Source organism: Xanthomonas floridensis (genome assembly GCF_001642575.1).
GTDB classification, from domain to species: Bacteria; Pseudomonadota; Gammaproteobacteria; order Xanthomonadales; family Xanthomonadaceae; genus Xanthomonas; species Xanthomonas floridensis.
Genome location: NZ_LXNG01000056.1, coordinates 172,276 through 189,853, shown reverse-complemented (window position 1 = coordinate 189,853; position 17,578 = coordinate 172,276). Strand labels below are relative to the sequence as shown.

Sequence of the window (17,578 nt, the reverse complement as noted above, 5' to 3'; positions counted from 1 at the left end):
TCCGGTCGAGCACACCGGCCTTGGCCCAACGGTTCATGCGTGTATAGACCGTGTGCCAGTTGCCAAAGCGCTTGGGCAGGCCCCGCCATTTGCAGCCATGCTCTGCGACGTAAAGGATGGCGTTGACTACCTGCAGGTTGGTCATGCTGACATTGCCGCGCTGCGCAGGTAAGCAATGTTCGATGAGGGCAAATTGTGCGGGCGTGATCTCCATGCCAGATAGTTTAATCGCTTATCTCATTAGTGTTAACACGCCCTAGTCCGTTTGACATCGCGCCGGCATCCTGGCCGCGTCGGGAACAGGACAGCCAGGAGGCACTTCGACCAATACGGCACTGGTTGACGCCTGCATCTGGCGGCCCGATGATTGTGGTGGGGCGTGGCGCGATGCGGACATGCTTGGGGGCGCGCCGGTCACACGATATTGGCTGGTGCGAGTTTATCGAGTGGCGGGGCAGGCCGTTCGATTCCGGGCGTGTTCGACATCGGTGAATCCGGGGAGCACCTAGTTGAGTGCGCCGAGATGTCGATGCCTGTAACCCAGGTTAGTGGGTTACGGATGCTCGGCTGTTCCGGACTGAATCGCGGTAATGACTGGACAGATAAATGAAAGTAAAAAGCTTGCTCGAAAGCGTTGGCGTGGCGTTGTGCGGCTTGGTCACGTCGCTCCTGGTGGCGATTGCCGACGTCGCAGTTGCCCGCATGACAGGTTTTGACTTCTTCACCATCACTATCTGGGTCATCGTCCCGGTGGGCGGCTTGATCACCGGGTTCGCCGCCGCATCGGGCTACTACTTTGGCTCGCTCTACTTTCACAAACGCGCCACGGTGATCCTGCTCATCCAAATGGCGGCGATCGCAGGCCTGACCCAGCTTCTGATCTATTGGCTTGGCTACGTGACACTGATTCTCGATGACGGAAGCAAGGTTGCCGATCTCGTGCCATTCGGCCAATACCTGAATTTGATGCTGACCAAAGCCCATTACGGCGGACGCGCCCACACAGACTCGGGCGAAGTGGGCGGGTTGGGTTACTGGATTGCCGGCTTGCAATGCGTGGGTTTTCTCGTTGGTGGGCTCGCTGTTTTCGGTTTCCTGAAAGCCAAGCAGGTCTGCACTGCTTGCAATCTCTATCTGCGGGCAATGGGCAAAAAGCGTAAGGTCTTCGCCAACGCCAATGCTGCTGGCGGCTACTACGACAGGCTGCTTACGCTGGCGGTGAACGGGCCAGACTTCGCGGCGCTCATCCGTTCCGATGCCAAGGTGCCCAAGATCGTTCAGGGCGTCCTGCGAGTCGATACGTCGCTGCTCGGCTGCCCTGGTTGCAAGGACCAGATGATCGAGGAGCGTGTCTCGGGATACAACGGCAAGGAATGGAAAGATCTGAACACTATGCACCGTCAGGTCATCATTCCAGCAGGCATCGACCTTGCTCCCGTGTTTCGTGGCTGATTGGCAATGCCTGTTGCCGCGACTTCATCGCGGGTGCGTGGCCCTTTGGCATTGCGTTACCTATCGCGATCTGGCGCGGCGCATAGGTCGCTCATCGAAAGCCTTGCGGTCAGGATGGCAATCAGGAGCATTGACAGGCTGCATGTAGAACTCGCAGGTTTTTCAAATGGTGGCAAGCAGCTTTATTTATCAACACGCATTCCTGGCCATATCGCACGACTCGAAACAAGAGATTGGTCCTGATATCGGCAAGACCATTCTGGAAGTTTCGATGATAGCTCTCGAGTTGCTTGGAAGTGGACCCAGTCCCGTAAGTCGCCAGGCCCGCCAGCATCTGGCTATGGTCGCTGTGCGCGGCAGCTGCCCTCGTCAAGCAACGCGACTTCGGTTGTGGCATGCTTGGTTGAGCGATGGTCGTTCTGAGGCGCAGAGTAATGTGTCGCCTCACTGAAATCCCGCCACCTCACCTATTTAGCCCCATGTTGCCCGGTAGCGCCACCCAACTCAGGCCGCTGATTCATGAAGCTTCTTGCGTATCCATTAATCGCCATACTTTTTATTCCTTTTCTAGGCCGTTCTTTTCCTTGCCAGACTGCCGGGATTGGCAGTTTTAATGAATTTACCGAAGAGGAAGAAGTTCACCATTCCGATCTTGCCATCATTGGAAGTGTCATTGAGGTGAACGAGGTAATGGACCTAAATCCGCAGGGAACGCAGAGGCCGGACACGACTATCGGTATTGGTATTGTGTAAAGACCTTGAGCACGCACAACGGGAAGCGCGCGTCTCCCCGATTGTGGCGTCCCCCCAACGAGCGACTGGTATCGCTGCAGCTGGCGACGCGGCCTGGCCCAATGGCTTTGCGGCTGGATTCAGACTCGCCCTTGTGACTTCGATCGGCAGGCGCCGAGGTGATCAACCCCGCCGACTGTCCACGGCTGTCGAATCGCATGCGGCGCTACCGCGGCAGCACCGCCCGGCTCAACCAGCGATGGTAAACACCGAACCCGAATCCACGCGCACGCCGGCGCCGTTGATGAAGCTTGCGCGCTCCGAACAGAGAAACGCGACCACCGAGGCCACCTCTTCCGGGCGTCCACGTCGCTTGAGCACCATGCCGGGGCGCTCCTCGTCCAGGAACGAGGAAATCGCGTCTTCGACACTGGTTCCGGTTTCCTGCGCGCGTTTTTGCATCATCTTGTCGGTCATCGGCGTTGCAATGAAGGCAGGCGACACCGTATTGACCAACACATTGTCGCCGCCATAGGCCTTGGATAGCCCCTTGGCCAGGCTGAGGATGCCGGCCTTGGAGGCGCAGTAGGCCAGTTCATCGACGTACGGCTGCACCGCATCTTCGGAGGCGAACAACACGATCCGTCCCCATTGTTTGCGACGCATGGCAGGAATGGCCTGGCGGCACATGCGCACCGCGCCCATCAGGTTGATGTCCAGCGTTTCGAGCCAGCCAGCATCGCTGACCTCCAGGAAATCGCCGGTCGCGCCGGTGACGCCGGCGGCATTGATGTAGATGTCCGGCTCACCCAGCTGTTCGCGCACCTGCGCCCAGATGGCGGTGACGTCCTGTTCGCGCGTCACGTCGCCTTCGATGGCGATGATCTCTCCCAGGCTGGACAACTCGGCCAGTGCCTGGTCGAGTGTGCCATCGGGAAGATCGGTGATCGCCACGCGGACGCCTGCTTCGAGCAGCTGGCGAGCGGTTTCCTTGCCCATGCCGGAGTCGCCGCCACTGATGAGGGCGATGCGCTGGTTGATTCCGAGATCCATGTTGAGCTCCTGGTGGTTGAAGGTCGTGGCGGCGCGCACGCCGCTAGCGTGCAAGGAAACGTTCCGCGGTACGCAGCCCGAGCGCCATTTGCGTCAGCGCCGGATTGGCCGCCAGTGCACTGGGAAAGATCGAGTTGTCGCACACGTAGAGGTTCGGCACATCGAAGGCGCGGCCGTCGGGATCGACCACGGCCTGCGCGGGATCAGTGCCCATCCGGCAGGTCCCCAACGTGTGCGCCGAGCGTGCGGCTGCGAAGACGTTACGGGCGCCAGCGGCGCGCCAGATGCCCTGCAGCGTAGCGCGCGCATGTGCATCGATGGCCTGTTCGTTCGGCCCGTAGCTGAAATCGATACGCGCCTTGCGCTGCCCGAACGCGTCATGTTCGTCAGACAGCGTCAGCCGGTTGCGATCCTGCGGCAGGCATTCGCCATTGATGCCGATACCGGCCAGACGGTTATAGCGCTGCATGGTGGCGACCAGCTCCCTGCCCCACAGGCCGGCGCCACGTGCCAGTGTGTTGGCCAGCGTGATCGGCTGCACGCCCAGGCTCTGCACCAGATAGCCGCCGATGAAATCGGCATCGGCCGGGCGCAGCATGTCCTCGGTCATCAGCGAGGACGGGTATCCCCGGTTCATGCGCATATCGGCGTCGAATTCGCCCCACACCTGGGTGGCCACATGCGCCATGAAATTGCGCCCGACCTGTCTGCTGGAATTGGCCAACCCCAGGTTGAGCAACAGGCGCGGCGTCTCTATCCCGCCCGCACACAGGAAGACGCTGCTGCATCGCTGGCGATGCTCTTGGCCATGCTGGCGATAGATCACTGCGGCCAGCGCGCCGCGGCCATCGCGTTCCAGATCGATCACGCGGCTGTCGCTGCGCAATTGCGCGCCATGCGCTTTTGCGAGCGGAAGCCAGGTGGTATCGACGCTGACCTTGGCCGCGTTGCTGCAGCCCTGGTGACAGGCACCGCAATTGTTGCAGGCCCCGCGCAAGCCCCAGTGCGGCTGCTGGTGAGGTCGGCTGACCAGCGCAGCGGGCGCATCGGTCGCAATGATGCCGAGTGCGCGGCAGCCGCGCTCCATGGCCGCGGCCGATGCGTTGCGTAGTGGCGGTGGATACGCGTAGCTCCGCTCCGGATCCCACGGATAATGCGCGGGACCGGAGACGCCGATAAACGCTTCGACGCGACGGATGTAGGACAGCAATTCCTTGTGCGGGACCGGCCAGTCGGCGCCTTGGCCGGTCTGGGTCAGCAGCGTGAGGTCGTGCGGGTCCGGTCGTGGGCAGAATGCGCCCCAATGCAGCGTGGAGCCACCAAGCCCGGATCCGGAGTTGTTCGGCCCGAACGCGGTCGGCGTCTCTCCACCGCTCAGGCGCTCGTCCATCCAGTAGATGCCGGTGGTCAATTCGTCGGGAATGTGGGACTGCGGTGTGAACGCCGCGCCCGCCTCCAGCACGACCACCGAAACGCCCGCCTGCGCCAGCCGCGCCGCCAGGGGGCCACCGCCAGCACCGCTGCCGATCACGACTGCATCGACACTATCCTGCGCGCCAGCAGCCTTCATCGGTCGGCTCCGGAGGCGTGGAGTTGCCAGGGTTCAAGCCGATCCGCTGCGGTCTGTTCGTAGCCCACGCTCCCGCTGCCGACATCGCCAACGGCAAACCCGTCGTAGCCCAGCGCGGCCATCGTGGCGGGAAGGCTGGTCCAGATGCGGACCGTCTCGGCACGCACGTCTTCGAACCAGTGCGCCATCTGGATGGCATCCAGACCATGCGCCGCGGTGTTGCGTGTCGCCGCGTGCGCGATCTCCTGCAGCCAGCGTTCCTGGGCAGCGGCGGACTGTTCGGCAAAGCCGCCGGCCAGCGCATCGAGCACATCCAATCCCAGCGGTACTGCCAGGCAATCGGCCGGCAGATCCGCATGACGCCAGCCATCGCCCGCGCCCTCTGCCAGCTGCACATCGATGCGCCGCGCAATCTGCCGCGCGTCGCCTTCGCCATCCAGCACGCGCGCAACCACTGCTGCCAGCACCTCCAGCTGGCGCGGGTTCAACACGCCTGCGGCCGTGGCAGGCGGGCACGCATGCCGTGCGAGCAACGTCTTGCGCATGCGCGGCATGACGCGCCCGGAGTTCAGCAGGGCAATGAAGTCCTCGGGCAGGCAGTGCGGCCTGCAGTGCTCCACATGTGCCGCGATCAACTGCGCCAGCTGCTGGGGCTGCTCGTACGGGATCAGGTGCGCGGCATCGGCCACAACGGCCAGCTGTGCCTGCGCATAGTGCGGCGCATTCAAGCGCCGCTGCGCGGCCTCGTCCAGATCGCCGTCCTGCCCACCTGCCACGATCATTGCCGGCACGCCGATGCGCGCGGCCTGCGCCGTGCAGTCCTCGCGACTAGCGCGTGTGAGCCATGCACTCCACGCAGTGGGCGCGGTGCGCAGAACATCGTTGATCGCAGCGTCCCTGAGCTCGTCCGGTAGCGTCGAGGCGCAATTGGCATCCACGAACTGCGCTGCCTGCCCATGTGTGGGCTGGCCTGATTCGAACCAGGCCAGCATGGTGCCGCGGCGCGACTCCTCCATGGGCTCCGGTGCCGGCGGCGATGCGGCAACGAGCACCACGCCCGCGAGCCCGGCCAGGCCAGCCACGCCATCGCGCGCGCGCGCCGCTGTCAACGTGGCGATCTTTCCGCCCATGCTGTGCCCGACCGCAAACCAGCATGCCGGTTGCCGCTCGATGACTGCACCGCTGAACCAGTCAACCAGCGAGTGCGTATCGAAATGCTCCAGCGCCGCCGCATCGCCGAAGCCGGGGATGTCCAGGGCCACACAGTCGAACTGGTCACCGAGCTGCGCGATGACACGGCTCCACGCATGCCGACTGCCCCCGAGGGCATGCAGGAAAAACAGCGTTGGCTTGGCCATGTCACACCCAGGTCTGCGAGTCCGGCATGGTGGCGCACGCGTCGTCCACGGCTCGTGCAGATGAGGCCGAAAGGCGGTTTGTCGCAGGAAGGAGTGGTCGCGCGCGACGCCGTTGTTCAGTCGCGGGCACTAACGGGGAACTTTTCTTCTCGGTTGCCTGCCCAGCCATCCCGTCATGTCGAGGTTGCAGTGGCGATGAAAGCCTCATTGGCTACTTTGCGATGCACGTCGCAAGCTACGGCACTGCCGCGGACATCGGTTTCTCAAGACGGGCACGCCTTGGCCACATCATCTCTCAGGCGGGCACAAAAGGCAGAGCTTCCAGCTGCTTCAAAAAATCCGAGAAACCGCCGAGCGCGCGTGCGTGCCTGCGCGCACTGGTCCACACCACCGAGCGTGGCGACCAGGCGATGGACGCCTTGATCGCCTGCAGTGCGTGGACCAACGCAACATCTTCGCTGCAGGTCAATGCAGGGAATCCGCCGCACTGTTGATAGAGAGCGGTGCTCACGCCCAGGTTGGCGCCGTGGATGCGGCCATGGCCTTCGCCGGTTGGCTGGGTCTGTTCGAACCTGTGGCGCACCTCATCGGAATAGTCCAGCCAGTCCTCCACTTCCACCACGCCGCAGAACACCCCCGTGCCTGCGCGGCGTTGTTCCAGCAGCCAATCGGTGGGGACGCGCGAGTCGGCATCGGTGACGGCCAGCCAATCGGCACCTAGCGCAATGGCCTGGGATGCGGCTGCGGCGCGCGCGATGCCCACACCGCCGGGTGTAGGGACGTCGACCACGCGCGCGCCCAAGGCCAGCGCCAGCTCGGCGGTGGCATCCGTGCAGCGGTCCACCGCAACGATCACCTCCACCGGCTCATCCAGCTCCGGATGCGCTGCAGCACGGAAGACCGATGCCAGGCACGCGCCCATGCATTCGGCCTCGTTATGTGCGGGGATGATGACCGCAATCACCGCAAACCTTCCTGTTGCGCTACCGACAGTGGCTGGGCCGTCCACGCCTCCAACAGGAAATCGCTATCTTCGTAGCGGTAATTCAAGGGCAAGGTGAGCAAGCGGGCGATGCAGGCATGGACTGCGAGGCCATCCTGCTGCGCCTGCTCGAACGGATGCTTCCAGTGGCAGGCCACCAGCAGTCCGTCTGGCGTGAGCGCCTCCTGCAGACGCACGCTCAGGTCGTCAAGTTCGGCGGCGGCAAGGTAGTAACCGATCTCGCTCAGTACGATCAGATCGAAGTTGCCAACCGGCCATTGCTGCGGATGGCAGGCCTGCACGATCTCGACATTGCTGCGCTGCCCGACGCGCTGCCTGGCTTGTTGCACGGCAGCTGCAGACATGTCGGTTGCCAGCAAGCGTTCACAACGGGCTGCCAGCCCGCGCGTCGCCTCACCGTTGGAACATCCCAGTTCCCAACCGCGTGCGAATCCCACGCGAGGCAAGGTTGCCAGCAGGATGTCGCGTTTGCGTGTTTCGTACCAACGCGTCCCATAGCCAAAGGGGTCCTGCTGCTGGTAGATGCTGTCGAAGTACTCGGCGTTGGCCTGGGCATTCATGGAAGATAGACCTCGAAGTCGCGCCGAAACCGTGCCAGCGCCCAGTCAGGGAGGATGGGGCTGCGCAGCGCGGGCGTGACGTGACCGGTCTGCGTCCTGAACGCTGCCATCGCCTGCATCTTTGCAGTGTGAGCAGCGGACGGAAGCGCAAGCCGCGTCGCCGATGCCAACATCTGGCTGTGGTCCGGGTTGTCCCAGTGCCATGCCCACACCGGAAACTGGATCAGCCGCGCCTGGCAGTGGGCAGCGGCGCTGATCGCGGCATCAGCGCATGCTTCGTGGTCGGGATGGCCATCGCGTGCATACGTCACCAGCACCGCGTCGGTTGCTTGCAGCAGTTCGGAAAGCTGCGCACCCAGCGCGCTCACGCCCGCGCGGACCTGGCCGTCTCCCACGTCCAGCCTGACCACGTGGGAGGAAGCGATCCCCAGGCATGCCAACGCATCGCGCAATTCGTCGCGACGCGCAGCAGCCAGGCGTGCCGGCGGCCACGCGTCTTCCTGCGGATAGGCCGCTTCGCCATCGGTGACGGAGACGATCAGCACCTGTCGTCCCGATGCGACCGCCATGGCAAGCAGCCCGCCACAGCCCAGCACTTCGTCGTCCGGATGTGGAGAGACCACTACCAGGCGGCTGGTGTCGCCAAGCAGTTGCTCGATGCTGGTGCTGGGCAGTTCGATCAGTTGGCGCGATGCCTGCCAGCGCGCCTCGGGGACGCCCTGCCCTTCGATATGCTCACCTCTCACAGCAGCCATGGGTTGCCCTCGCGCGCATGCAGCTGTTCGCCCAGCCATTGCTCGTCTTTCTCGCCGTGGGATTGGCGGATGAAGGCAGCCAGGTCTGCGCATCGTTGCGCATGTTCGGCGTCGCAGCACAGCGAGGCAGGCCCCAACGCCAATGCGGCACGTTCGATCACGTCACGGCAGATGCGGTCCATCAGGCTGCGTAGCCGCACGACCGCGAACTGATGGCTCTCGGTAGGCGCGGTATCGATCGCATCTGCCAGGTCCTGCAGCATCAGCCGCACCGCTGCCAGCTGTTCGTCGATCGCACCAAGATGCGCCGCAGAAAATGGGTTGGTCGCCACCCGTAGCGAACGACGCACCTGCTCGGCAATGGCCGTGGCGGCGCCATACCAGCACGCGGCGATGCCTGCCCCGCCATGCCAGAACCCCGGCCGCTGCAGATAGAACGCCGGTTCCCCCAACAGGACGGCAGGGGCATGCGTGAAATGACCGCTACCGGTTGCAACGCCAACCATGCCCGGGCCGTGCCACTGACTTGCGTCGAGGGCGAAGTGACCCTTCTCCAATCTCACTGCTGCAAGCGGATGCTGTTGGCCGCTGCTCACCGTTACCAATGCATGTGTGACTACATCCAGCTCTGCACTACACCACGGCTTGATGCCGGACACAGTGGATGAGCCTGCTTCGTAGGTTGCGGTGTCTTGCGGCCCGCCGGCAGCCCATACGGCCCAAATCTCCCCGGTTGACGGCGCTGGTTGCCCGGCTTCTGAAAAGATCGACAGGGCGTCGTAGTGCGCCTCCAGCACCTTGGCAAGCGGCAGACTCTCAGCGCCCAGCCTGCTCAGTGCCTGCCACCGCTCGCGCGTCCGCCCTGCTCCAGGATGCGGAAGTTGCGGTGTCGCGCGCACATACTCACGCACACGCTGCGCAAGCGCTGGACCTGCTGGTTTAGAAGACGTGCCCGGCAAGTACTCACGGGCATAGGCTGGTTGAGACATGCGCCAATCTAGGCGTTGATTCGTCAACCCAGGGTGAGCCTGGCGCGCACATTTCAACTACATCGAAGCGACACCGCTTTAACCATTGCAGTAGCGTCGTGCGATTCCGATATCAGAAGATGACTGTATCGCCTTGTGCGTCAACTGAGTCATTCCGGCATCAAGACGCTTACCGAGTGCCGAAGACATCGTTGGTTCTGACTGGATTTCTCAAACGCCGGGATGGACGTAGACCTTGCCCTATCAAGCATTGCATTGTGTAAGGAAGAGCGATTTTCATGGCGTTGAAGCTTCGATTGTTATTCGTACTTTTGGCAGCGATGTTTCGAAGCAGTGCTGAATGTTCCAAAGATCGATCAAAGACCAACCGAGGTTATCGCTCCCGAAGCCTCACAAGTCCTCAAGCTTGGCCACCTAGCAGTCCAATCACGTGTCATCGGTCGCCGCCTTTGAAAGGCGGAACTTGATGGGCTCGCCTTGATCGGACGCAAGTGAAGTGAAGTGCATTACCTTCTCCACGGCAAGCGCGACTACGCTGCGCCATGCCTTCACAATGCTGCATTCGACGCAGCCTACTGACCAGTCTGCTTGAGTGCATTGTTGCACGCGTAGTCGCCCCGACGATTTAAAAAAAATCGAATGTAAGACCTCTGTCGGACGCCTGATCTTCGTCAGTAGAAGAAACCGCATGGTTATGGCTGGGGCCGTGTTTACATGCTGATAAAGTAATAGTGCGCTCGTGCTCGCTTTTTGCATTGCACTGCCGTGACCGCCGGAGACACGCCGTCACAAAAGCATTTCAAAATCGTCATTTGTCGCGTTTAAGGTCGCGCCAGCGGCGAAGTCTCCGTCGCACGTCGGGGGCGAGTTTCCATATGGATTTGCGAAGTATCGCGGTGTTCGGCTTGCTGGCATCTGGCGTTCCTCACGCCTCTGCCGCACAGCCGGAAGCATCGGTGGTGCGTTTTGACATCATGGCGTACCAGGTGCTGGGTAATACGCAGTTGCAAGCCGGGAAGATCGAGCGGGCGGTCTATCCATTTCTTGGGCCGCAGCGCAGTGCTGCCGATGTGGAGGGCGCACGTGCGGCCTTGCAGAGCCTGTATGAAACCGCAGGCCTGGCGACGGTGGCTGTCAGCATTCCCGAGCAGGATGCCGCCAGTGGCCTGATCACCTTGCAGGTCAGCGAACAGCGTGTCGGGCAGGTGCGCGTGGTGGGTGCGGAGTACTACTCGCCCGACGACGTGATTGCCGGCGCGCCGTCCTTGGCCGAGGGTGGCGTGCCCAACTTCAAGGATGTGCAGCGCGACATCGTGGCGCTGAATCAGTTACCCGACCGGCGTGTCACTCCGCAGGTCCAGGCCGGTGCGCGCCCGAACACGGTGGATGTGGACCTCAATGTCGACGACACGCTGCCGCTGCACGGCTCACTGGAACTCAATAATCGCAAGAGCGCCAATACCTCGGAGCTGCGCCTAAGTGCAGCGGTGCATTACGACAACCTGTGGCAGCGCGGTCACAGCTTCAATTTTTCGGCGCAGACCGCACCCCAGCATCCTGATGACGCACGGGTGTACTCGGCGTCCTATCTGGCCCGCTTCGCCCAATCGCCGTTTTCGGTGCTGGGCTATAGCGTGCGTAGCGACAGCGAAGTGGCGGCGATCAACAACTACAACGTGATCGGCAACGGCTCGCTGTCGGGCCTGCGCCTGATCCGTGCGCTCGCCAACCGGGAGGGGTTCTTCCACTCGCTGAGCCTTGGCGTGGACTACAAGAATTTCAAGGAAGACACACTGTTCGGCAGCGACCGCAGCTCGGCACCGATCAAGTATGCCCCGCTCAGTGCGGCCTACAACGGCAGCTGGGTGCGGCCACGCAGCACCAGCACCCTGACCCTCACCGCAACGGCCAACCTGCGCGGGGTTGGCGATGATGCAGCGCAGTTCGATGCCAAGCGCTACCAGGCCAAACCCAACTTCATGCATCTGCGCGTGGACGCAGCGCAGACGCGCACGCTTGGCCAGGACTATCAGCTGTACGCGCATGTGCAGACGCAGCTGGCGGCCGAGCCGCTGATCAGCAACGAGCAATTCAGTCTCGGTGGCCTGGATAGCGTGCGTGGCTACGACGAAAGCCAGGCGCTTGGCGATGTTGGTGCCGCCGCGCAGCTGGAGCTGCGCAGCCCTTCGTTTCAATCGGCTGCCGCCGGTTTGGTGCAAGAAGCGCGCGCGTATGCCTTCGTCGATGGCGGCTACGCGCGTATTCGCGCCCCCCTGCCCGAACAGCGCATCAGTGAAACCCTGGTCAGCACCGGGGTGGGATTCACGGTGAAGGCCTTTGCGCATCTGAACGGCACGCTGGATATCGCAGCGCCGCTCTCCAGCCCGGACGGGCAGAAATCGGACGACATCAACGTGCTGTTTCGCCTCTGGGGCGAGTTCTAGGCGGAACGCATTCCACTTTTCAACGGGGTTAGATCGTGAGCAGATTACGGTTATATGTCTTCGTAGGTTTGATGTTGGCCGCGCTGCCTGCGATAGCGGCGTCGTGGTGGGATGCCAAGTGGAACTTCCGCGCCAAGATCGCGCTCAATACCACCTCCACCGGTGCTGCGGTGACGCAGGCACCGGGACGGGTGCAGGTGTTGGTGCGCCTGCATTCGGGCAACTTCAATTTTGCCGATGCCAAGCCCGATGGCAGCGATGTGCGCTTCATTGCCGGTGACGACCGTACGCCGCTGAAGTACCACTTCGAAAAATACGATGGGCTGGTCGACCAGGTCGCACTGGCATGGGTGGACCTGCCGACGTTGCCGGCCAATGCCGCAACGCCGCTGTTCGTGTACTTCGGCAATCCGGAGGCCGGCACCGGCCAGGATGCCAAGAACAGCTACGACGCCGACACGCTGGCGGTGTACCACTTTGCCGATGCGCAGGCCGCAGGCCAGGACGCCACCGGCTACGCCAACAACCTGGCCGCGCCCCTGGTGCTGGCCGATACCGCGCTGATCGGCGGCGGACTGCGGCTGGATGGCGCCGCGCCGGTCAGCGCGCCCGCCTCGACCTCGCTCAGCCTGCCTGCGAACGGGGCGTTCACGCTGTCGGGATGGATCAAGCCGGCAACAGCCAATGCCTCCGGCGTGCTGTTTGCCCTGCCCGGTGCGCTCAGCGTACTGCTCGACAACGGCAGCGTGGTGGTCGACTCCCCCGGCGGCCTGCGTGTGGCCAGCAGCGCGCCGCTTGGCGGCGATGCCTGGGCGCACGTTGCCGTACGCGCCGACGGCAAGCAGCTGACGCTCTACCTCAACGGCAAGACGGTGGGTGAGGCTGCAGGCAGCGTGCCGGCGGCCACCGCCGGCCTGATGCTGGGCGGCGAGCCCGGTGCGCTGCGGCCGAACTTCATCGGCCTGCTTGACGAAGTGGAACTCAGCAAGGTCGCCCGCCCGACCAGTGCGATCGAAGCGGCTGCACGCAGCCAGGGCGTGGATGCGCGGTTGTTGACTTTCGAGCCGGTAGAGCAGCGTGCCGGCGAAGGCGGCCATGGCTACTTCGGCATCCTGCTCAATGCGTTGACGCCCGATGCCTGGGCGGTGATCGGCATCCTGGCGGTCATGGCGTTGATCAGCTGGTGGGTGATGATCAGCAAGGGGTTGTACCTCAATGCCACCGCGTCGGCGAACGCGCGCTTTCTCGGCGCATTTCGCCAGCAGGTGGCGCAGCAGCCGCTGCATGCACCGAGCTGGCAGGAGTTGCATGCCGGCGGGCCGTTGAATGGTGCTAGGTCCAATCTGGCGCGGCTGCTGCACATCGGTCTGGAAGAGCTGCGTGGGCGTCTGGCTGCCAGCGGCAACGCGTTCGTGCGCACGCAGTCGATCGCGGCCATCCGGTCGGCGCTGGATGCAGCAGTGGTGCGCGAAGGACAGCGCATCCACAAGGGCATGGTGCTGCTGACCATCGCCATCTCCGGTGGCCCGTTCCTAGGCTTGCTGGGCACGGTGGTCGGGGTGATGATCACCTTTGCGGCAGTGGCGGCAGCCGGCGACGTCAACATCAACGCGATCGCGCCGGGCATTGCCGCCGCCTTGCTCGCCACCGTGGCCGGTCTTGCCGTCGCCATCCCGGCCCTGTTTGGCTACAACTACCTGCTCAGCCAGGCCGATGCAGTCGCGGCCGACATGCAGGTGTTTGTCGACGAGTTGGAAAAGCGCATCGCCGAGGACTATGCCGGCGACGCGCCTGCACGCGTGCCCGGAGGCTGACCCGATGAAAGTGCAAGGGCGCAAACCGTACGACGACATCAACATCACGCCGATGCTGGATCTGGCTTACGTGCTGTTGGTGATCTTCATCATCATGACCACCGCTGCGGTCCAGGGCATCAAGGTGGACCTGCCCAAGGCCAGCGCAGCCAAGCCGCTGTCCGAGCCCAAGACCAAGGTGATCGCCATCGACACCAACGGGCAGGTCAGCCTGGATGCGGTGCCGGTCAGCATGGACGAGCTGGAGCAGCAGCTGCGCAATGCGGTGGCCAACGATGCCGAACTGCCGGTGATCCTGCGCGGCGATCGCAGCGTGCAGTACGAAAAGATCATGGCGGTGCTGGATCTATGCAGCAAGCTGGGGATTGGGTCGATCGGTCTGGCGTCGCAGCGCCAGGCGGCGGGCTGAGCGCACGCGATGCAATCTCTGGATCCAGGCCACCCCTTGCAGGAGACCACCGGTGTCGGCCGCTGGCGCAAGGGCGCCATCGTGCTGGCCGTGCTGGCGTTGCTTGGCTGGCTGTTGGCGGTGGCACTGCGGCCATCGGCACCGACGATGGCGCGCAGCCAGCCGCCGCGCATCACCCACGTGACGCTGCCGCCACCACCTCCCCCACCGCCACCGCCGCCCAAGCCGGAACCGGAGCCTCCCAAGCCGCAGCCGCGCATGCTCGACAAGCCGATGGCGGCACCGGATCCATCACCGCCCAAACCGTCGGAAGCGCCGCCCGGCGATCCGCTGACCGCCGCGGCCGGACCGGGCGACAACCCGTTCGGCCTGCAGGCTGGCACTGGCGGCGGCACCCGCATCGGTGGTGGTGGTGGCGGGGGCAGCCCGTTCGCGGCGTATGCAGCGTCGGTGCAGCGCGCCGTGCAACTGCTGTTGCAGCGCGACGAGAAGACCCGCAAGGGCCGCTACCGCGCCACCGTGGCGGTGTGGCTCAACAGCGACGGCAGCATCGCGCGCACGCAGATCGTTGCCTCGGCCGGCAAGCCCGAGCTGGACGCTGCCATCGCACGCGCATTGCAGAACCAGCCATTGCCGCAACCGCCGCCGGCCGATCTACCGCAACCGATCCAGCTGCGCATCGGCGCGCTGGCACCGGGCTGACGTTCTTCCCTTTCAGGAAACCCGCATGATTGCCCTGTCCCACTCCGTCCGTTTCACCCGGCTCGCGCTGTCTCTATGCGCACTGATGGCCGCCCCCACCCTGTGCGCTGCACAGGGCACCAGCACGGTGGATGCATCGCGCATCAGTCCGCAGGTGACCTTGCGGCTGATCGATCTATTGGTTGCCAAGGGCGTGCTGACGCGCGAGCAGGCCGACGCGATGATCCAGGAAGCCAGTGCCACTGCCGATGCCGCGCCGGCAGCAGGCAAGCTGCCGTATCAGACCCAACCCGGCGCCATCGTGGTGCCGTATGTGCCGGAAACCGTACGCGAGCAGATCAAGGATGAGCTGCGGACCGAGGTGACCGCCCAAGCCAAACGCGAAGGCTGGGCCACGCCGGGTGCGCTGCCGGAATGGACTCAGCGGCTGCGGCTCTACGGCGACCTGCGCCTGCGTGGCGAAGGCATCTTCTACCCGGACGACAACTACGGATTCTTTCCGGACTTTACCGAGATCAACGCCGGCAACGGCTTCGACGTGGTCGGCACCGGCAACGCACCATTCCTCAATACCTCGCGCAACCGCAGCCGCATGCGCATTCGCGCGCGCCTGGGCGTGCAGGCGCAGATCGCCGACTGGATCACCGGCGACATCCGCGTGGTCACCGGCGCCGACCGCGGCCCGGTATCGACCAACCAGACCCTGGGTGGCGGCGGCAATCTGGCCAAGGAGCCGATCTGGCTGGACCGTGCAGCCCTGGTGCTCACACCCACGCGTGACCTGGACCTGTCGTTCGGCCGCTTCGCCAACCCGTTCTGGAGCAGCGAACTGGTGTTCGATGAAGACATCAATTTCGATGGCATCGCGGGCCGCTATGCATTTGCGCCGAATGCGGCGTTTGCGCCGTATCTGAGCGCGGGTGTGTTCCCGGTCTACAACACCGACCTGGATTTCGGTTCGACCAATACGCTCAAGACACGCAGCCGCGACAAATGGTTGTACGGCGCCGAAGTGGGCGGGCTGTTGCGGCTGAGCGATGCGGTGTCGCTGCGGATGGCGATGAGCTACTTCCAGTACGACCAGTTCGAAGGCAAGCGCTCCACGCCCTGCCTGGCGCCGTCCGGCAACGACAGCTGCGACGGCGATGGCTCGCGCCCGCAGTTCCAGCAGTTCGGCAATACGCTGGTACCGCTCCGCACCATCGTCGCTGACCCGGCCAACCCCGGTGGGCCGCAGCTGCAGTACTACGGGTATGCCAGCAAGTTCGGCGTGGCCAACCTGCATGCGCAGCTGGAGCTGGCGCAGTTCGATCCGGTCAAGCTGCTGATCGAAGCGGACGTGGTCAAGAACACCCGCTACAACGCCGCACGGGTGCGCTCGCTCGGGCCGGTCAACAACCTGGGCGATGGCGGCGTGTTCGACGGCGGCGATCATGGCTACCTGTTGAACCTGCTGGTGGGCCAGCCGCGTGTCACCGAAGCCGGGCAATGGAATGCCACGCTCGGTTACCGCTACCTGGAATCGGATGCGGTGCCGGACGCGTTTGCCGACTCCGACTTCCATATGGGCGGCACCAATGCGCGCGGCATGATCCTGGGCGGCGCCTACGGGCTGGCGCGCAATACCTGGCTGTCGCTACGCTGGCTGAGCGCCAATGAGGTCTCCGGCCCACCGTATGCGGTGGATGTGCTGCAGCTGGACCTGAGCGCGGAGTTTTGAGCATGCGCGCCTGCCGCCCCCTGCTTGCGATCGGAGCGCTGTGGTTTGCCGCGCTGCCGGCGCTGGCGCAGAACGCCAACGAGGCGCGGCTGCGCGATGCCCTGCGCCAGACCAGCGCCAGGTTACGCCAGGCCGAGGCCGATCTGGCCCAGCAACAGCTGGCAACCGCCGCGGCACAGCGCGAACGCGATGCCGCACGCCAGGCCGCGCCTGCCGCGCCTGCCGCGCCGGTGCACGATGACGGCGCACGCATCGCGGCCTTGCAGCGCGAACTGGAGCAGCAGCGCCAGACACTGGCGGCAGAACGCGCCCGGCATGCGCAACAGGCTAGCGCGCAACAAACCGCGTTGGCGCAACAGCAGCATCAGCAGCAACAGGCCATGGCGGCCGAACGCACGCAGCTGCATGAACGGCTGAGCCGCTGCAGTGGCGATTCCGATGCGTTGTACGCCAGCGGGCGCGAGCTGGCCGGGCTATATCGCGACCCGGCCTTCGTGCGCTTCGTGCGCGGCCGTGGCCGCGAGTTGTTCGGCATGGCGCGGGTGACGCGCGAGAACCGCGTGCATCTTCTGGAAAGCCAGCTTCAGGCACAGCACACCCGGTTGCGCGGTTGCCTGGATGGCAATGCCCCGCCCGTGCCGCAGAGCGCTGCCGCCCCATGACACCCACGCTGCCCACGTTCGCGTTACTGGTTGCTGCGTCCAGCAGCCTGGCAGCGCCGGCGCGCACGCCGCCGGTGGTGACCGATGCCGCGCCCTGCGTGGAAGTCCGTATCGGCCAGAGCACCAGTGGGCGGCTGTCGTGTTTGAACCAGCTGCTGCGCGAGAGCGTCGAACGCAGCACCGGAGCGCCTGCCGCCATCACCACGCCGGCGAACGGCTCCGCGCTGCAGCTGGGCCAGTCCACGCCGGCTGCGCTGCGCCAGCGCTACGGCCAGGCCTATGGCCACTCACTGCAGCCGCAGCGCCCGCCGGCGCCGCGCTATCCCATTCCTTTTGCGCCCGTGCGCTGACACGC

Annotated in this window: 17 protein-coding genes; 9 read left to right on the top strand and 8 right to left on the bottom strand. The window is 64.2% G+C overall.

Annotated features, from left to right (window positions below):
- The coding region (locus A7D17_RS20985) for a transposase (RefSeq protein ID WP_153042014.1) at window positions 1–214 on the bottom strand (214 nt) is incomplete at its 3' end.
- 392 nt (window positions 215–606) lie between these two features.
- Between A7D17_RS20985 and A7D17_RS20980 the strand changes: the two genes are divergently transcribed.
- Both A7D17_RS20980 and A7D17_RS24335 read left to right on the top strand, forming a co-directional pair.
- Window positions 607–1,452 (top strand): hypothetical protein, encoded by an 846-nt coding sequence (locus tag A7D17_RS20980; RefSeq protein ID WP_064510875.1) that lies wholly within the window; start codon window positions 607–609, stop codon window positions 1,450–1,452.
- Between the two features lie 519 nt (window positions 1,453–1,971).
- Complete coding sequence (locus A7D17_RS24335) at window positions 1,972–2,205, top strand: hypothetical protein (RefSeq protein ID WP_153042013.1); 234 nt, start codon at window positions 1,972–1,974, stop codon at window positions 2,203–2,205.
- A gap of 228 nt (window positions 2,206–2,433) precedes the next feature.
- On the opposite strand, the gene A7D17_RS20975 is transcribed toward A7D17_RS24335, so the two are convergent.
- The 7 genes from A7D17_RS20975 to A7D17_RS20945 all read right to left on the bottom strand — a co-directional run bounded on the left by A7D17_RS20975 (window position 2,434) and on the right by A7D17_RS20945 (window position 8,989).
- Window positions 2,434–3,237, bottom strand: coding sequence for an SDR family NAD(P)-dependent oxidoreductase (locus A7D17_RS20975; protein ID WP_064510885.1), 804 nt, complete (start codon window positions 3,235–3,237; stop codon window positions 2,434–2,436).
- 43 nt (window positions 3,238–3,280) lie between these two features.
- The gene (locus A7D17_RS20970; RefSeq protein ID WP_064510874.1) at window positions 3,281–4,807 is read right to left on the bottom strand and encodes a GMC family oxidoreductase; all 1,527 of its coding nucleotides are present in this window, start codon (window positions 4,805–4,807) and stop codon (window positions 3,281–3,283) included.
- Window positions 4,804–6,165, bottom strand: coding sequence for an alpha/beta hydrolase (locus A7D17_RS20965; protein WP_064510873.1), 1,362 nt, complete (start codon window positions 6,163–6,165; stop codon window positions 4,804–4,806). Before A7D17_RS20965 ends, A7D17_RS20970 begins: the two co-directional genes overlap by 4 nt.
- 295 nt (window positions 6,166–6,460) lie before the next feature.
- Window positions 6,461–7,129: a glycosyltransferase family 2 protein gene (locus tag A7D17_RS20960; RefSeq protein WP_064510872.1), complete on the bottom strand. Its 669-nt coding sequence runs from the start codon at window positions 7,127–7,129 to the stop codon at window positions 6,461–6,463.
- A complete protein-coding gene (locus tag A7D17_RS20955) occupies window positions 7,126–7,728 on the bottom strand; it encodes an SAM-dependent methyltransferase (RefSeq protein ID WP_064510871.1) in 603 nt (200 codons plus the stop codon). Before A7D17_RS20955 ends, A7D17_RS20960 begins: the two co-directional genes overlap by 4 nt.
- Complete coding sequence (locus A7D17_RS20950) at window positions 7,725–8,483, bottom strand: PIG-L deacetylase family protein (RefSeq protein ID WP_064510870.1); 759 nt, start codon at window positions 8,481–8,483, stop codon at window positions 7,725–7,727. The genes A7D17_RS20955 and A7D17_RS20950 overlap by 4 nt, the downstream gene beginning before the upstream one ends.
- The gene (locus tag A7D17_RS20945) at window positions 8,471–8,989 is read right to left on the bottom strand and encodes an acyl-CoA dehydrogenase family protein (RefSeq protein WP_064510869.1); all 519 of its coding nucleotides are present in this window, start codon (window positions 8,987–8,989) and stop codon (window positions 8,471–8,473) included. Before A7D17_RS20945 ends, A7D17_RS20950 begins: the two co-directional genes overlap by 13 nt.
- A gap of 1,358 nt (window positions 8,990–10,347) precedes the next feature.
- On the opposite strand from A7D17_RS20945, the gene A7D17_RS20940 reads away from it, so the two are divergent.
- The 7 genes from A7D17_RS20940 (at window position 10,348) to A7D17_RS20910 (ending at window position 17,573) form a co-directional block, all read left to right on the top strand.
- Window positions 10,348–11,916 (top strand): ShlB/FhaC/HecB family hemolysin secretion/activation protein, encoded by a 1,569-nt coding sequence (locus A7D17_RS20940; RefSeq protein ID WP_064510868.1) that lies wholly within the window; start codon window positions 10,348–10,350, stop codon window positions 11,914–11,916.
- Window positions 11,917–11,987: 71 nt separating this feature from the next.
- Window positions 11,988–13,730: a DUF2341 domain-containing protein gene (locus tag A7D17_RS20935; RefSeq protein ID WP_064510867.1), complete on the top strand. Its 1,743-nt coding sequence runs from the start codon at window positions 11,988–11,990 to the stop codon at window positions 13,728–13,730.
- Between the two features lie 4 nt (window positions 13,731–13,734).
- Window positions 13,735–14,139: an ExbD/TolR family protein gene (locus tag A7D17_RS20930; protein ID WP_064510866.1), complete on the top strand. Its 405-nt coding sequence runs from the start codon at window positions 13,735–13,737 to the stop codon at window positions 14,137–14,139.
- A gap of 9 nt (window positions 14,140–14,148) precedes the next feature.
- Window positions 14,149–14,841 carry a TonB family protein gene (locus A7D17_RS25055; protein ID WP_064510865.1) on the top strand — a complete coding sequence of 231 codons (693 nt, stop codon included), beginning with the start codon at window positions 14,149–14,151 and terminating at the stop codon, window positions 14,839–14,841.
- A gap of 25 nt (window positions 14,842–14,866) precedes the next feature.
- A complete protein-coding gene (locus A7D17_RS20920; RefSeq protein WP_064510864.1) occupies window positions 14,867–16,561 on the top strand; it encodes a putative porin in 1,695 nt (564 codons plus the stop codon).
- Between the two features lie 2 nt (window positions 16,562–16,563).
- On the top strand, window positions 16,564–17,223 hold the full coding sequence (locus A7D17_RS20915; RefSeq protein ID WP_064510863.1) for a hypothetical protein: 660 nt from the start codon (window positions 16,564–16,566) through the stop codon (window positions 17,221–17,223).
- Window positions 17,220–17,573: a hypothetical protein gene (locus tag A7D17_RS20910; RefSeq protein WP_064510862.1), complete on the top strand. Its 354-nt coding sequence runs from the start codon at window positions 17,220–17,222 to the stop codon at window positions 17,571–17,573. Before A7D17_RS20915 ends, A7D17_RS20910 begins: the two co-directional genes overlap by 4 nt.
- Window positions 17,574–17,578: the final 5 nt, after the last annotated feature.

Bases quoted from the DNA above. Each gene is read 5' to 3' on its own strand.
- A7D17_RS20980 (WP_064510875.1), top strand. From the start codon at position 607: ATGAAAGTAAAAAGCTTGCTCGAAAGCGTTGGCGTGGCGTTGTGCGGC.
- A7D17_RS24335 (WP_153042013.1), top strand. From the start codon at position 1,972: ATGAAGCTTCTTGCGTATCCATTAATCGCCATACTTTTTATTCCTTTT.
- A7D17_RS20975 (WP_064510885.1), bottom strand. From the start codon at position 3,237: ATGGATCTCGGAATCAACCAGCGCATCGCCCTCATCAGTGGCGGCGAC.
- A7D17_RS20970 (WP_064510874.1), bottom strand. From the start codon at position 4,807: ATGAAGGCTGCTGGCGCGCAGGATAGTGTCGATGCAGTCGTGATCGGC.
- A7D17_RS20965 (WP_064510873.1), bottom strand. From the start codon at position 6,165: ATGGCCAAGCCAACGCTGTTTTTCCTGCATGCCCTCGGGGGCAGTCGG.
- A7D17_RS20955 (WP_064510871.1), bottom strand. From the start codon at position 7,728: ATGAATGCCCAGGCCAACGCCGAGTACTTCGACAGCATCTACCAGCAG.
- A7D17_RS20950 (WP_064510870.1), bottom strand. From the start codon at position 8,483: ATGGCTGCTGTGAGAGGTGAGCATATCGAAGGGCAGGGCGTCCCCGAG.
- A7D17_RS20945 (WP_064510869.1), bottom strand. From the start codon at position 8,989: ATGGTTGGCGTTGCAACCGGTAGCGGTCATTTCACGCATGCCCCTGCC.
- A7D17_RS20940 (WP_064510868.1), top strand. From the start codon at position 10,348: ATGGATTTGCGAAGTATCGCGGTGTTCGGCTTGCTGGCATCTGGCGTT.
- A7D17_RS20935 (WP_064510867.1), top strand. From the start codon at position 11,988: ATGTTGGCCGCGCTGCCTGCGATAGCGGCGTCGTGGTGGGATGCCAAG.
- A7D17_RS20930 (WP_064510866.1), top strand. From the start codon at position 13,735: ATGAAAGTGCAAGGGCGCAAACCGTACGACGACATCAACATCACGCCG.
- A7D17_RS25055 (WP_064510865.1), top strand. From the start codon at position 14,149: ATGCAATCTCTGGATCCAGGCCACCCCTTGCAGGAGACCACCGGTGTC.
- A7D17_RS20920 (WP_064510864.1), top strand. From the start codon at position 14,867: ATGATTGCCCTGTCCCACTCCGTCCGTTTCACCCGGCTCGCGCTGTCT.
- A7D17_RS20915 (WP_064510863.1), top strand. From the start codon at position 16,564: ATGCGCGCCTGCCGCCCCCTGCTTGCGATCGGAGCGCTGTGGTTTGCC.
- A7D17_RS20910 (WP_064510862.1), top strand. From the start codon at position 17,220: ATGACACCCACGCTGCCCACGTTCGCGTTACTGGTTGCTGCGTCCAGC.